The sequence below is a fragment of the Shouchella shacheensis genome, from assembly GCF_001484965.1.
In the GTDB taxonomy this organism is placed as follows: Bacteria; Bacillota; Bacilli; order Bacillales; family Bacillaceae_D; genus Shouchella; species Shouchella shacheensis.
In genome coordinates this window covers 1-13,766 of the sequence record NZ_LLYY01000025.1, presented here as the reverse complement: position 1 = coordinate 13,766, position 13,766 = coordinate 1, and the positions used below count along the sequence as shown (strand labels likewise).

The window sequence follows — 13,766 nt, the reverse complement described above, 5'->3', positions numbered from 1 at the left end:
TGCAGCAGAAAATAGTATGATACTCCATGTAAGCGATACTATTAAGCGTTTTCTTTTTATAATACTGTTTAAAAATGAAACAGAGATGGGGAGCGAAATGAGATTAAAACAAAGCATTGAGAAAATTCCTGGCGGTATGATGGTTGTGCCTTTGCTACTAGGAGCATTCATAAATACTGTCGCGCCAGAGGCGCTACGGATTGGCAACTTCACAGAAGCACTGTTCGTAGACGGGGCGACTACTCTGATTGCGTTGTTCTTGCTTTGTGCGGGATCGCAAATTAACGTTCGAAGCTTTGGCGTTTCCTTTGGAAAAGGGTTCACGTTGTTGATGGTTAAATGGATGTTTGGTGGGGTTGTCGGTGTGATCGTGTATTTATTGGCAGGAGGACCTGAAGGGTTGTTCCTCGGCCTGGCGCCGATTGCTGTTCTTGCGGCTATGACAAATTCGAACGGCGGGTTGTACGTGGCGCTTGCCGGGCAATACGGAAAAGGCGAAGACAAGGCTGCCTATTCGGTCCTTGCCATGAATGATGGACCGTTGTTCACAATGTTGACTCTCTCTATCGTGGGAGCAATGGGGCTTGAAGGTGGATTTTTCTCCATCACCGCATTCCTCGGTGTTTTGCTTCCGATTGTGGTCGGGTTTGTTCTAGGAAATATTGATGAAGAAATGCGCAGCTTTCTTGGCAAAGGGAGCGATATGCTCATTCCGTTCTTTGCCTTTGCCCTTGGGATGAACATTAGCTTTACATCGATTGTAGAAGGTGGATTGCCGGGAGTGCTGCTCGGTGTACTAGTGGTCCTTGTTACCGGCCTTGGCGGATATTTTGCCTTTAAACTCTTTAAGTGGAATCCGCTTGTCGGGGCATCAGAAGGCTCCACGGCAGGGAATGCAGTGGCAACACCTGCGGCGATTGCAGCTGCGAGCTCAGCGTTTGCCTATAATGTGGAGTTAGCAACCGTTCAGGTAGCGGCCAGTGTTGTGACAACGTCAATCTTGCTTCCGATTTTTGTTGGGTTTTTAGCAAAGCGATTGAAAAAAAAGAAACCGACGATCGAGCAAACGTAAGTGGGGGATTCTGAATGGAAATCGCAATTTTAGCCGATGACTTAACAGGGGCGAACGACAGTGGCGTCCAGCTAGCGAAAGCGGGGCTTGAAACGTCCGTCTGGTTGAATGGAGAAAGCAAGTCAGAACAGCTCCCTGATGCAGTCGTTGTCGATACCGACAGTCGAGGGCTTCCTCCTCACCAGGCGAAAGAGAAAATCTATGAAGTGATGGCTTCGGTTGGGGCTTGTCAGCCTTCCACAGTCTTTAAAAAGATCGATTCCACCCTTCGTGGCAATGTAGGGGCTGAGATGGAGGCGATGATTGAAGTATGGCAACCGGAGTACGTTTTTTTGACCCCCAGCTTCCCTAAAAACAAGCGCATTGTCAAAGAAGGAACTCTCTACGTGGATGGTTCACCCATTGGGGAGACGGAGTTTGCAGAGAACAAAGCGGACCCGGTCGCAGACTCAAGAATTCGAGATCATTTAAAGCGCCAGTTTAAAGGCCCGTTGATTGAAGTGACAGAAGAACTGTGGGAGAAAGAGGATCAAGAGATTGTTGCATGGATCAATGAACAAAAAAGAGGAGCGACGCCGATCTTCATTTGTGACGCGACAAATGAACACACTCTCAATCGGCTTGCTGCTTTTGCGAAACAACAATCAGCTCGCCTCCTTCTTGCGGGTTCCGCTGGTCTCTCTTCCGCGTTAACATTTGAGCGGGGGAGAGAAGCAAAGAAATTCGTTATCCCCCAGCGTTCCAAAGATCCGCTTCTGTTTCTTGTCGGTAGCATGAGCGAGGTGAGCCAAAAGCAAGTAGCGAATCTCCTTAAGCTTCCGCAAACACAAGGAATCAAGATTAACGCGGCAAAAGCGATTCATGTGGACGAGGGTGTACGAGCGAGAGAATGCGAGCGAGTGATTGTTGACGCTCAAAAAGTGCTCCATCAAGGCCGGGTTCCAGTTGTGTATTCAGGTGCGGCTCGCTCAGAAGTTGAGGCCGTGCATGACTATGCGAGCCAGAACCAGGTCGAGCGTCATGCAGTCGCACGACGAATTGTGTCGCTACTAGCCGTTGCGGGGGAGGCGTTGATTAGGGCGCAATCGTTTCAAGCGATTGTAATGACTGGCGGAGACACGGCCAAAGCCCTTTGCAAAAAACTTGCCATAGAGGAGCTTCGTCTGCTTGACGAGTTTGAAACGGGCATACCGGTGGCACAGTTCGTCGGACAATTGGAGAACAGCTATGCGATTACCAAGGCCGGGGCCTTTGGGAACGAAGAAACGTTTGTAAAGATACATCAATTTTTCCTGGAGGGATAACGAATGGATAAGCCAATCATTGGAATCACGATGGGGGACGGAGCTGGCGTAGGTCCAGAGATCATCGTCAAAGCCTTTGCGAGTGGCGAGATGTTTGAAGCCGGACGTCCGCTCGTCATTGGAGATGTAAGTCTCATTGAACGTGCAGTCGAGGTAACGGGCGCCGAGGTGAGCGTTGTTGCTGTTGAAGGCATAGAGGAATGTGTCTTTCATCGAGGAACCATCGAAGTTTTAGACCTCGACCTTCTTGACGCTGATCTACCGTTTGGAGAAGTCCACCCAAAAGCCGGAGACGCCGCCTTTCGCTACGTTGAAAAAGCTGTAGCACTGGCAAAAGAAAAGAAGATCAATGCAATTTGCACCGCTCCGTTAAATAAAGAGGCGATGCAAAAAGCAGGACATATGTATCCAGGTCATACAGAAATATTGGCTGAACTGACGGAGACTGTCGATTTTTCCATGATGCTGTCAGCGCCGAACTTAAAAGTAATTCATTTAACCACTCACATCGGCCTTCGGAAGGCGATAGACACCATTAATCCGGAGAGAACTCATAAAGTGATCACACTTGCTGATGAAACGTTGAAAAACGCGGGAATGAACAACCCTAAAATTGCCGTGTGTGGCATTAATCCTCACGCTGGAGAAAACGGGTTGTTCGGGGAAGGGGAAGAAGAAGAAAAGCTCATCCCGGCGATTGAAAAGGCAAAAGCAGAAGGCATCAACGTCGAAGGCCCTTATCCCGCGGACACGTTGTTTTTCCGTGCGGCACGAGGAGATTTTGACATCGTTGTGGCCTGCTACCACGACCAGGGGCATGTACCCATTAAAGTCATGGGCCTAGAGGCTGGGGTGAACATCACCGTCGGTCTTAAAGGTGGGATTGTCCGCACTTCTGTGGACCACGGAACCGCATTCGATATCGCAGGTAAAAACATTGCCGATGAGCGTAGCTTGCTTGCGGCGTACCGTGATGCCATCGAGCTTGCTCCGAAGAACTAAAAGAACAAGCCGTTTAAAACCAGACGGGGGGCTTCCCGTGTCTTCGAATTTTGTTGCGTCATCATTGGAGATGAATCACAAGAGGCTAAGAAGATGGACATAGAAGAGCCAAGAAGTGGTCGATTTATTTATAGAAGAAAAACCGACCCGTTAGGCACTTTTATGAAAGAAATTCCGACCTTTTCGTCCTGGTGAAAATGTCGTGAAACCCTTCCCGCGTCTAAGGTTGCAGAAATGAGGCTTACTTTGCGCTCTTTATTCTTGCGCCACGGTTTTGCTTCTCCAAGTAATCGGGCGGCTCTATTTTGTTAGTGCTACATTGCTAAACCCCAGACGTACAGCATGGCTCGAGACTGCGTTCTTATGTTTGAATCCATCCAGATTTTCCGGTGATAACAAGCGCTGGCTCTTTCGCCAGCGTTTGTTTGTCGTTATTCCCCGCTCAAATACGCCCAGACCCCATCCGGCAACGGGATTCCTTCTCGTTTCCTTTTCTCTTCCTCTAACGCTTCTGGCTCTCCAGGCACCATCACGCGCTCAAATCCAGGGGCGGGTGGGACGGAACGAATTTCACGGACCATTCGATCGATGTTCTCTAGAAAGGTACTGGCCATCGTGAATTTCTCAGGGTTCACGATCATATAAAATTGGCCAAGTTCACGATTGCGATTGTAATCGCCATACATTTTTGAAACATGTGGACCGAAGGCAGAGCCGGTAAGCAGTGCGGAGAAAATCTCAACTACCATCGCAAGTCCGTAGCCTTTCGCACCACCGAACGGGGAGAGGGAGCTAACATCATTTGGGTCGGTCGTCGTTTGTCCTTTGGCATCTACCCCCCAGCCTGGAGGAATGTCCTTTCCGTACTCACGGGCATTGAGAATTTTTCCTAGTGCAACATTACTTGTAGCAAGATCAAGAATGACGGGCTTCTCCTCTTTGGCAGGAAACCCGAAGGCGATCGGGTTTGTTCCGAAAAAAGGCTCTGCTCCGCCGAAAGGAACGACGACCTTGTCGGTTTGCGCCATCGCAACGCCAATCATTCCTTTTTCAGCCGCCTGATTTACGAAATAAGAGAGAGCGCCACAGTGGCTGCTGTTCTTGACAGCAACAACGCCGACGCCTTGGCCTCTTGCCATCTCAGTCGCGTGCTCCATGGCGCGTTTGGAGATGACGTGGCCAAAGCCGTTGTCGCCGTCATAGGTGGCCGTACTTGAGGTGGTTTGCTCCATACTTGGATGTGCAGCAATATGCAAGCCACCTTGTTGGACCCTCTTGATATAGTGCTCCACCCGCAGTACTCCGTGAGAGTCGACGCCGCGCAAGTTGGCGTGCACCAAAACATCAGCGACGATCTCGGCTTCTTCTTGGCGGACGCCATTTGCCTTAAAGATGGAAATGGTTTTTTCTTTTAATGTTTTCTCTGTGATAAGGCTTGTCATGATAGTCCCTCCTCCTAAGAGATAAATAACGCTTTCATTTTTTCTAAACTAATACTACCACACTACCATACAAGTGTGGTAGTATTAGTTTGCAAGGAGGTGTAGCGATGGCAAACCCTAATACAAAGCGCATTAATCATTACTCAACAAGGGACTTCGTCTATGAAACGGTTCGAGCTCGAATTATGGATTTAAAGCTCTTGCCTGGTTCTTCAATATCCGAGAAAGAAATAGCGGAAGAGTTGGAAGTGAGCCGCACACCGGTCCGAGAAGCTTTCTTAAAACTCTCTCAAGACGATCTGCTTGAGATTCGCCCGCAGAAAGGGTCCTTTGTGACGTTCATCGATTTGGATCATGTGGAAGACGCTCGTTTCATCCGCGAGCATCTTGAAGTAGGTGCGGTTCGGCTGGCGTGTGAAACGATGCAAGAAAGTGTACTGGAAGATCTTGAGGTGAACCTCGCCATGCAGCAAGCGATGAAGCAGGCGAAAAAGGAAGAGCAGATGTTCGAGCTGGATCAGGAGTTTCATAGACTTATTGCTCTTGGGTGCAAAAAGGAGCGAGTGTGGGAAGTCGTTCAGCAAATGAACAGCCACCTGAAGCGTTTGCTGAAGCTCAGTCTTGTTTCTCATTACAACTGGGAAACGCTTGTGCTTCACCACCAAGACATTTTTGAAGCGGTTAAGGCAAAAGATGCAGAGCGGGCGGAAGCGATCATGCGTGAACATTTGCGCCTCGTGTCTGTCGATCAGTATGAATTAAAGAAAGAGCACCCAGATTACTTCAACGCGTAGGGGTGTTGAAGACTTTTCATGTAAGCGTATTCGAACGAGAGAGGGAGGAGAGCGTCGATGAGGAAAGGGAAATGGGGGCTACTGGCTGCGGCAAGTGGATGGCTCGTCGCAGGTTGTTCCGCAGTTGACTCAAGTGGTCAAGAAGATGACGTGACTCACTGGAAACTGACGCATATTTCCGATTCCAGCCATTTATGGCATGAGACGGCTGAAGAGTTTGCGCGACTTGTGGCAGAAAAAACCGATGATCAAGTATTGATTGACATTTACCCAAATAGCCAACTTGGCAGTGAAGTAGATAACATTAATTCGATTAAGTACGGGGCAACAGACGTGACGATTACTGGGGAGACTCTGGAAGTTTGGACACCAAACGCGATCTTGTTAGCGGTACCATATGCGTTTGAAACGCAAGACCATATGCGCAGCGTCATTGAAGGAGAGATCGGGCGCACGATTGAACAGGATATTGAAGAAGATGTCGGGCTAACGCCACTGTTTTATATGGAACGACCGCCGCGAAACTTAACTTCGAACTATCCGATTTCGACGCCTGCAGATTTAAGCGGTTTCGGCATTCGTGTTCCGAACGTTCCGCTTTTCTTAGACACATGGTCAGAAGCCGGGGCAAGTCCGCAAGTGATTAGCTTAAATGAAGTCTTTACAGGCTTGCAGCAAGGAGTGATTGACGGGCAAGAGAACCCGAATGACTTGCTTGCGAGCAATGGTTTTTACGAGGTGCAAAACTACTTGAATGTCACCGAGCATGTGCGCTCATGGATCTATGTGGTTGTTGGGAATGAACAGCTTGCGGAACTACCGGCAGATCAAAGAGAGCAGGTGCTTGAAGCCGCAGAAGAAGCGCAAGCCTACGCTCAAGATCGCTTTGAAGAGGAAGAAGAACTCGTAACCGAGCGACTATTGGATACGGGCATTGAGTTTAATGAGGACGTCGATCAAGAGGCGTTCCGTGAGGCGATGCTGCCTGCGATTGAAGCCAATCTTGGCGAAGAGCAGTATGAGCTGTACTTAGAAATGGTGGCTGAAGAGGAGGAAGAGGAATGAAGGCAGTCCATGTGCTTGATCGAATCTTAGCGTATTTAACGATCATCTTTTTCACTTCACTTCTAGTGGTTGTCATCATTCAAATCATGAGCCGCTACTTTCCCTACAATGCCATTTGGACGGAAGAATTATCGCGCTATCTGTTTGTCTATGCAATCGCCTTTGCGGCACCGCTTGCTCTGCGTAAAAATGAGTTTATCCGGGTCGATATGCTGATCATGGCGCTGCCAGAGAAAGGACGTCGCATTTATGAAAGCGTCATCGCTGGTCTTGTGTTTGTGTTTGCTGTGTTTCTTTTGGTCGAAGGTGTAACCTTTTATCGCCTTGGCCTCGATTTTGTATCGCCAACAGTGGGCATCCAGATGAGCTATGTCTATGCGATGGTTCCTGTTTTAGCTGTGCTTCTCATGCTGTATTCTGTCATTTACATCATCGATCGAATAACCAACAACATACAGTCAGAAGGTGATCACACATGATGGCATTACTGCTTGTAGGAGCCTTTCTTTTCTTTATTATAATCGGTATTCCGATTGCTTTTAGCTTGGGGATTGCGTCTCTATTGTACTTGCTCATCGCAGGGATTCCGCTTACGGTCATTCCGCAGACGATGTTTGCCGGGATTGATTCGTTTGTGCTTTTAGCGATTCCAGCCTTCATTCTCGCTGGGAACCTCATGAACGCTGGCGGGATTACAACGAGAATTATCGATTTTGCGAACGCGGTGGTTGGTCATATTCGCGGAGGTCTTGGGTTGACGAATGTTGCTTCCTCCCTCGGGTTTGCGGGGATTTCCGGAACCGCTTTATCGGATACAGCAAGCATTGGCTCTGTTATGATTCCGGCGATGAAAAAGGAAGGCTATGGACCGGGATTTTCGGCTGCTGTCACGTCGATTTCCTCAACCGTTGGCCCGATGTTACCGCCGTCCCTACCGATGATCATTATTGGGACACTTGCAAGCGTATCGATTGGTGACTTGTTCTTAGCTGGAGCGATTCCAGGCATCCTGCTTGCTTTAGGGTTTTTGATTGTCACCTATGTTATTTCTGTTAAACGGAACTATCCTAAAGGCGATCGTCAGCCGTTGCCAGTAGTTGTGAAATCATTCTTTGGTGCCTTCTGGGCATTGCTGATGGTGATCATTATTCTTTGGGGGATTCTAGGAGGCTATTTCACGCCGACTGAAGCCGCCGTTGTCGTTGTGATCTATGCGCTCGTCATTGGTGGGCTTGTCTACCGTGAACTGAACCTGAGAGAAATGCCTGCAATTCTAGTGAATACATTAAGCTCAACGGCCTCCATCATTTTGCTTGTGGGTTTTGCGAATTTGTTTGGCTGGATTCTTGTCAGTGAAGGAGTACCGCTACTAGTGGCGGACGGGATTTTATCCATCACCGAAAATGGGTTCTTTGTCATTCTTCTCATTATCATTTTGCTATTGATTGTTGGAATGTTTATGGAGACCATTGCCGCTCTTGTTATTTTGTTCCCGGTACTGATGCCAGTCGCTTCAAGCGTAGGCATGGATCCTGTACACTTTGGCGTTGTGATGGTCTTGGCGCTTATGATTGGGCTCTCCTCACCACCAGTTGGCGTTTGTCTATTCGTCGCTTCCAGTTTTGCGAAGGTGCCGATTGGCAAAACCGTGAAAGAACTCATGCCATTTTTCGTCGTTGCGATTTTCGTGCTTCTGTTGGTAGCGTATATTCCGTCTCTATCCCTGTTTTTACCAGGACTTTTTGAATAAGGAGTGAGGATTTGTGCAAGCGATTCAAGTGAAAGAACCAGGAAAGTTAGACATTGTGGATGTGGAAAAACCGCCAATGACTCAGCCGACAGATGTTCTCGTAAAAGTGAAAGCCGCAGGCATCTGCGGCTCGGATATGCACATTTATCACGGAAGCAATCCATTTACCATTTATCCACGCATCATCGGTCACGAAGTTGCTGGAGAAGTGGAGGCTGTTGGCGAAAGCGTAACCGGGCTTCAGCCTGGAGACCGGGTCGCTCTTGAGCCGATCTCTTATTGCGGTAAGTGTTACGCCTGCCGAAACGGCCGCCCCAATGTGTGCGTCGATCTAGAAGTGTTTGGTGTCCACCAGGATGGAGGAATGCGCGAATGGATGGTCGCCTCCGAAGAGAAATGGCATAAAGTCGACCCAAGCATTTCGTTTGAAGCGGCGGCTTTGGCAGAGCCGATGACGATTGGTGCACAGGCAACTTCTCGGGGGAACGTACAGGCAGGGGGCACTGTCCTCATTATGGGGGCTGGTCCAACGGGGCTTGCTTGTCTAATGATGGCCAAGCGAAAAGGAGCGAAAGTATTTATTTCTGACTTTAATGTCGCTCGTTTGGAGTATGCACGTAACATAGGCGCTGATGAGGTGCTGAACCCAGGGGAGGACAATATTGAAGAGGTCATTGCCGAAAAAACAAACGGGGAGCTCGTCAACGTTGTCATGGATGCGGTTGGTACAGCCTTCACCTTTCAACAGGCGGTCACTCTTGCTTCGGTAGCGGGCACGGTTGTAACACTCGGCTTTAATGAACAGCCATCAGAGATCCCCTCGCTCCTTCTTACGAAAAAAGAATTAACGGTTGTTGGGTCTAGGCTTCAGACGCATCAGTTTGCAGGCGTCATCGAGCAAGTCAATAAGGGAGGTCTTGATCCAAGTGCGATGATCTCACACCAGTTTTCTTTTACAGAGATCAAAGAAGCGATTGAGTTGTTGGAGACAAACCCGGAAGATGTCCGAAAAGTGGTTGTAACGTTTAACTAACAATGAGAGGACGTGGAGAATATGAGGATGACATTTAGATGGTACGGAGAGGACAACGACTCTGTGACCTTAGAGCAAATCAAACAAATCCCTGGGGTGGAGGGTCTTGTCTGGGCTCTGCATGACCGCGTGGCTGGAGAAGTGTGGCCGCTTGAAGATGTGTTGGCGGTAAAGGAGAAAGCGGATGCGCACGGGTTTCATCTTGACGTGGTGGAGAGCATCAACGTCCATGAAGACATAAAGCTCGGCCTTCCTTCTCGTGATGCTTATATCGAAAATTATAAGGAGAGCATTCGAAACGTCGCCAAAGTCGGGGCAAAGGTGATTTGCTACAATTTTATGCCTGTGTTTGACTGGACTCGTACCGACCTATTCAAAGAAATGGAAGATGGGTCAACAGCGCTCTTCTATGAAAAATCAAAAGTTGATTCGATGGACCCACAAGAGCTCATCAAGCAAACCACAGGAAGTGCGTTCACGATGCCGGGGTGGGAACCGGAGCGATTGAAAGATATTGAGCGTTCGCTTGAAGCCTACAAAGGCATGAGCGAGGAGGAGCTCTGGAACAATCTGCAGTATTTCCTTGAACAAGTGCTACCGGTTGCTGAGCAGCACGACATGAAGCTGGCGATTCATCCTGACGATCCGCCTTGGTCAGTCTTTGGCTTGCCGCGGATTATTACGAGTGAAGCCAATGTCGAGCGTCTGCTCTCGCTCTCGGACAGCCCGTCTCACAATATCACGTTGTGCAGCGGTTCGCTTGGCGCAAACCCAGAAAATGATATTCCGAGAATTATCCGCCGCTTTCACGATCGGATACCGTTTGCTCATATTCGCAACGTGAAAATCTATGAAAATGGGGACTTTATCGAGACTTCCCATCGTAGTAAGGATGGCTCCATCGATATTGCGGATGTTGTCCGTGCATACCATGAAAACGGCTTTACTGGCTATGTGCGCCCTGATCACGGGCGTCATATTTGGAACGAAGACTGCCGCCCTGGCTATGGGTTGTATGACCGCGCGCTCGGCATTATGCATCTGTGGGGGCTTTGGGATGCCTATGACCGTGTAGAAAAAGGGGGATGTTAAGATGCTTGCGATTCATGAATCTTTGGCAGGAAAAGTTGCGGTTGTCACTGGAGGAAGCGGTGTGCTGTGCAGCGCGATGGCAAAAGAACTCGCGAGACAGGGGATGAAGGTGGCAATTTTGAACCGAACGGAGGAAAAAGGAGCGGCCGTTGCCACAGAAATCAAAGCACAGGGAGGCAAAGCCATCGCTGTTCCTTGCGATGTTCTTAATGAAGAAAGCGTAAAGGAAGCAAGTGAGCGCGTTCAAGCTGAGTTCGGCCCGTGTCATCTGCTCATAAACGGGGCAGGAGGCAATCATCCCGATGCCGTTACCGAGAAGGAATCTTATGGGACTGGTGATCTGGAAAACAGTGAGATTAAGAGCTTCTTTGATTTAACCATGGCTGGATTTGATTCGGTTTTCAAACTCAACTTGCTCGGAACGGTTGCGCCGACACAAGTTTTTGCTAAGCAAATGCTGAATGTTGATGGAGCGACTGTGATTAACCTCTCGTCTATGAGCGCGCCATCGCCAATGACGAAGGTACCGGCCTATAGTGCTGCCAAAGCCGCTATCAATAACTTCACGCAATGGCTTTCCGTTCACTTTGCTGACGCGGGTATTCGCGTGAATGCGATTGCGCCGGGCTTTTTTCTTACCGAGCAGAACCGGGCCCTGCTCACGAATGAAGACGGAAGCTACACCGAGCGAGCGGAGAAAATTGTGGCGCACACCCCGCAAGGCCGTTTCGGGAAGCCGGAGGATTTGCTCGGCACGCTGCTGTGGCTGGCAGATGAAGAAAGCTCTCGTTTTGTGACGGGAGTGACCGTACCGGTGGACGGTGGGTTTATGGCTTTTTCTGGGGTGTAAGAGTACGAACGGTTAAAAGAATAGGAGATGAAACTGTATGATCGCCTGTAGTCGTGGCTGCCGCCGCGTCTGCAGTTTTTTTTAATATCTGCGAAGCTGACTTTCAGCGGAGCGGCTAAACGTTGTTGAAAGCAATTAGTGTAAAAATGAATACAAATAAACAATCAATAACGAATGATGATTGTTAGTTAGTTTTCATTGTTCGTCTTTTTGTTGACAGACACCCCCCTGCTTGCTACAATCATGGTAGATTTTGAACAACAACATTTAGTATCGTATAAATGCAGAAATACGGTCTGCACGTTTCTACCAAGCTACCATAAGTGGCTTGACTACGATGGATTGGATCACTTCTTACATAGTGGTCATTTTTCATGCTTCGTAGTTGGCTTCGGGTGCTCCCGGAGCTTTTTTATGTCTAGCTCCGGTGGGTAGAAGCGTCGAGATTTTTCGCCCCGATAACGAAATCCAAGACCGGGATTTCTTTTATCGGGTCTCCAAAATTCGCGCTTCTGTTCAACCCACCTGCGCATTTCGGTATTGTCTGGTCTTGGTTTGTTGTCTAACGAAGGAGGAGTAGGGAAAATGGATCGCTTTTTTGGATTCAGCAAGAACAACACGTCCGTTAAACAAGAGTCTGTGGCTGGTCTTACGACATTTTTGGCGATGGCGTATATCTTATTTGTAAACCCACAGATCCTTGGTGCTGCGGGGATGGATGAAGGAGCTGTTTTTGCGGCCACAGCGGTGTCGGCGCTTGTCGGTTCGGTCATGATGGGACTCGTGGCTAACTATCCGATCGCTTTAGCACCGGGAATGGGGCTGAATGCGTTCTTCGCGTACTCGGTTGTGATCGGGATGGGGGTTTCCTGGCAAGCAGCACTGTTTGCAGTCTTTGCCTCAGGCGTCATTTTTATTTTTCTTACCCTTTTTAAAATACGTGAGCTGATCATTAATGCCATCCCGGCTGAACTAAAATATGCGGCTGGTGCGGGAATTGGGTTGTTTATTGCGTTTGTTGGGTTGAAGAATGCAGAAATTATTATTCCAGATGAGGCCACGTTTGTCGCTCTTGGAAACTTAACGAACGGCTCAACGCTCCTTGCTTTGTTTGGGGTCGTGGCAACGGCAATCTTCGTCGTTCGAGGGTTTAAAGGCGGGGTCTTTTACGGAATGGCTGTTACAGCGATTGCTGGTGTGATCACAGGCGTCGTTGATATGCCAACACGAATTCTAGCTTCGGCCCCAAGTCTTGCGCCAACATTTGGTCAAGCGTTCAATGTGGACTGGCAGGCAGAAATTTTTACTTGGCAAATGCTTATCATCATCCTTACGTTTCTTTTTGTCGTTTTCTTCGATACGGCAGGAACTTTGTTTGCAGTGGCGACACAGGCAGGCTTTGTGAAAGACAACAAATTGCCACGGGCTGGGCGCGCCCTGTTTGCGGACGCTAGTGCGACCACTGTTGGTGCTGTGATCGGTACATCAACAACGACGGCCTTTGTTGAGTCGACATCTGGGGTTGCCGTCGGAGGACGTACCGGGTTTACGGCCATCGTTACGGGGGGATTGTTTCTTGTAGCGCTTTTCTTTTCCCCTCTTCTTGATGTTATTACAGGGGCTGTGACAGCGCCAGCTCTGATTATTGTTGGTGTGATGATGGCAACATCGCTTCGCTTTATCGAATGGGAGAAGATGGAGATTGCGATTCCAGTATTCCTCACAGTGGTAACCATGCCGCTCACATACAGCATTGCGACAGGGATAGCGTTAGGCTTTGTGATGTACCCAATCACAATGGTCGTAAAAGGACGAGCGAAAGAGCTGCACCCGATTATGTACGGACTATTTATTGTCTTTATCATCTATTTAGGATTTTTACATTAAAAGATAGAAGCATAGAAAAGGGGTTCCTTTCTTTTAAAAGGGACCTTTTTGCCTAGCTCCGGCGCCCACTCGCTCGAGGTTTCTTCAGACCGCCAAGTCAAGCCAAAGGCGGGCTTGATGCTGCCGTTCTTCCAGAATTTGTCGCTCGTGAGCAGGTCGCCTACGCATTTCGGTATTGTCTAGCTCCGGCTGTTAGAAGCGTCGAGATTTTTCAGCCCTGACAACGAAATCTAAATCGGATTTCTTTTGTCCAGCCTTTCAACATTCGCGCTTCTGGGCCACCCGCCTGCGCACGTCGATATTCTTGTATTCTTAAAAATGCCCAATCTGCTTTGCGAAAAAAACTTTTAAAAAAGCATTGACGTTCTGCTTCAATCCCTGTTATTATATCTAAGTCGCCAACAAACGACACAAACAACAAGCAAGAACGAGTTCTTTGAAAACTGAACAAAAGCCAAGCGTAAAAAAGAGATAC

General features: G+C 48.7%; 13 protein-coding genes and 1 riboswitch. Of the genes, 11 read left to right on the top strand and 2 right to left on the bottom strand.

What is annotated here, in order from left to right; genetic code table 11:
• Nucleotides 1-97 precede the first annotated feature (97 nt).
• From AVZ68_RS14860 to pdxA, 3 genes are read left to right on the top strand one after another with little or no spacing between them, the layout of a single operon-like run.
• Nucleotides 98-1,072, top strand: a complete 975-nt coding sequence (locus AVZ68_RS14860; protein ID WP_059105359.1) for a 2-keto-3-deoxygluconate permease — start codon at nucleotides 98-100, stop codon at nucleotides 1,070-1,072.
• A gap of 14 nt (nucleotides 1,073-1,086) precedes the next feature.
• Nucleotides 1,087-2,376 carry a four-carbon acid sugar kinase family protein gene (locus AVZ68_RS14855; RefSeq protein WP_059105358.1) on the top strand — a complete coding sequence of 430 codons (1,290 nt, stop codon included), beginning with the start codon at nucleotides 1,087-1,089 and terminating at the stop codon, nucleotides 2,374-2,376.
• Between the two features lie 3 nt (nucleotides 2,377-2,379).
• The gene (gene pdxA / locus AVZ68_RS14850) at nucleotides 2,380-3,378 is read left to right on the top strand and encodes a 4-hydroxythreonine-4-phosphate dehydrogenase PdxA (RefSeq protein ID WP_059105357.1); all 999 of its coding nucleotides are present in this window, start codon (nucleotides 2,380-2,382) and stop codon (nucleotides 3,376-3,378) included.
• A 431-nt stretch (nucleotides 3,379-3,809) separates the two neighbouring features.
• On the opposite strand, the gene allD is transcribed toward pdxA, so the two are convergent.
• The gene (gene allD, locus AVZ68_RS14845) at nucleotides 3,810-4,823 is read right to left on the bottom strand and encodes an ureidoglycolate dehydrogenase (RefSeq protein WP_496196939.1); all 1,014 of its coding nucleotides are present in this window, start codon (nucleotides 4,821-4,823) and stop codon (nucleotides 3,810-3,812) included.
• A gap of 104 nt (nucleotides 4,824-4,927) precedes the next feature.
• On the opposite strand from allD, the gene AVZ68_RS14840 reads away from it, so the two are divergent.
• From AVZ68_RS14840 to AVZ68_RS14805, 8 genes are all read left to right on the top strand, one after another.
• Entirely contained in the window at nucleotides 4,928-5,614 is a 687-nt protein-coding gene (locus AVZ68_RS14840) for a GntR family transcriptional regulator (protein ID WP_059105355.1), read from the top strand.
• A 57-nt stretch (nucleotides 5,615-5,671) separates the two neighbouring features.
• The gene (locus AVZ68_RS14835; RefSeq protein ID WP_059105354.1) at nucleotides 5,672-6,679 is read left to right on the top strand and encodes a TRAP transporter substrate-binding protein; all 1,008 of its coding nucleotides are present in this window, start codon (nucleotides 5,672-5,674) and stop codon (nucleotides 6,677-6,679) included.
• The gene (locus AVZ68_RS14830; RefSeq protein WP_059105353.1) at nucleotides 6,676-7,158 is read left to right on the top strand and encodes a TRAP transporter small permease; all 483 of its coding nucleotides are present in this window, start codon (nucleotides 6,676-6,678) and stop codon (nucleotides 7,156-7,158) included. Before AVZ68_RS14835 ends, AVZ68_RS14830 begins: the two co-directional genes overlap by 4 nt.
• On the top strand, nucleotides 7,155-8,429 hold the full coding sequence (locus tag AVZ68_RS14825) for a TRAP transporter large permease (protein ID WP_059105352.1): 1,275 nt from the start codon (nucleotides 7,155-7,157) through the stop codon (nucleotides 8,427-8,429). Before AVZ68_RS14830 ends, AVZ68_RS14825 begins: the two co-directional genes overlap by 4 nt.
• Nucleotides 8,430-8,442: 13 nt before the next feature.
• Complete coding sequence (locus AVZ68_RS14820; RefSeq protein WP_059105351.1) at nucleotides 8,443-9,462, top strand: zinc-binding alcohol dehydrogenase family protein; 1,020 nt, start codon at nucleotides 8,443-8,445, stop codon at nucleotides 9,460-9,462.
• Between the two features lie 21 nt (nucleotides 9,463-9,483).
• Nucleotides 9,484-10,554 carry a mannonate dehydratase gene (gene uxuA / locus AVZ68_RS14815; protein ID WP_059105350.1) on the top strand — a complete coding sequence of 357 codons (1,071 nt, stop codon included), beginning with the start codon at nucleotides 9,484-9,486 and terminating at the stop codon, nucleotides 10,552-10,554.
• 1 nt (nucleotide 10,555) lies between these two features.
• Nucleotides 10,556-11,404 carry an SDR family oxidoreductase gene (locus AVZ68_RS14810; protein WP_059105349.1) on the top strand — a complete coding sequence of 283 codons (849 nt, stop codon included), beginning with the start codon at nucleotides 10,556-10,558 and terminating at the stop codon, nucleotides 11,402-11,404.
• Between the two features lie 253 nt (nucleotides 11,405-11,657).
• Nucleotides 11,658-11,759, top strand: a riboswitch (purine riboswitch).
• Between the two features lie 230 nt (nucleotides 11,760-11,989).
• Nucleotides 11,990-13,291: an NCS2 family permease gene (locus AVZ68_RS14805; protein ID WP_059105348.1), complete on the top strand. Its 1,302-nt coding sequence runs from the start codon at nucleotides 11,990-11,992 to the stop codon at nucleotides 13,289-13,291.
• A gap of 211 nt (nucleotides 13,292-13,502) precedes the next feature.
• Here AVZ68_RS14805 and AVZ68_RS20600 read toward each other — a convergent pair.
• The coding region (locus tag AVZ68_RS20600; protein WP_218970849.1) for a hypothetical protein at nucleotides 13,503-13,766 on the bottom strand (264 nt) is incomplete at its 5' end.

Bases quoted from the DNA above. Each gene is read 5' to 3' on its own strand.
- AVZ68_RS14825 (WP_059105352.1), top strand. From the start codon at position 7,155: ATGATGGCATTACTGCTTGTAGGAGCCTTTCTTTTCTTTATTATAATC.
- AVZ68_RS14860 (WP_059105359.1), top strand. From the start codon at position 98: ATGAGATTAAAACAAAGCATTGAGAAAATTCCTGGCGGTATGATGGTT.
- AVZ68_RS14805 (WP_059105348.1), top strand. From the start codon at position 11,990: ATGGATCGCTTTTTTGGATTCAGCAAGAACAACACGTCCGTTAAACAA.
- pdxA (WP_059105357.1), top strand. From the start codon at position 2,380: ATGGATAAGCCAATCATTGGAATCACGATGGGGGACGGAGCTGGCGTA.
- uxuA (WP_059105350.1), top strand. From the start codon at position 9,484: ATGAGGATGACATTTAGATGGTACGGAGAGGACAACGACTCTGTGACC.
- AVZ68_RS14840 (WP_059105355.1), top strand. From the start codon at position 4,928: ATGGCAAACCCTAATACAAAGCGCATTAATCATTACTCAACAAGGGAC.
- AVZ68_RS14855 (WP_059105358.1), top strand. From the start codon at position 1,087: ATGGAAATCGCAATTTTAGCCGATGACTTAACAGGGGCGAACGACAGT.
- AVZ68_RS14830 (WP_059105353.1), top strand. From the start codon at position 6,676: ATGAAGGCAGTCCATGTGCTTGATCGAATCTTAGCGTATTTAACGATC.
- AVZ68_RS14810 (WP_059105349.1), top strand. From the start codon at position 10,556: ATGCTTGCGATTCATGAATCTTTGGCAGGAAAAGTTGCGGTTGTCACT.
- AVZ68_RS14835 (WP_059105354.1), top strand. From the start codon at position 5,672: ATGAGGAAAGGGAAATGGGGGCTACTGGCTGCGGCAAGTGGATGGCTC.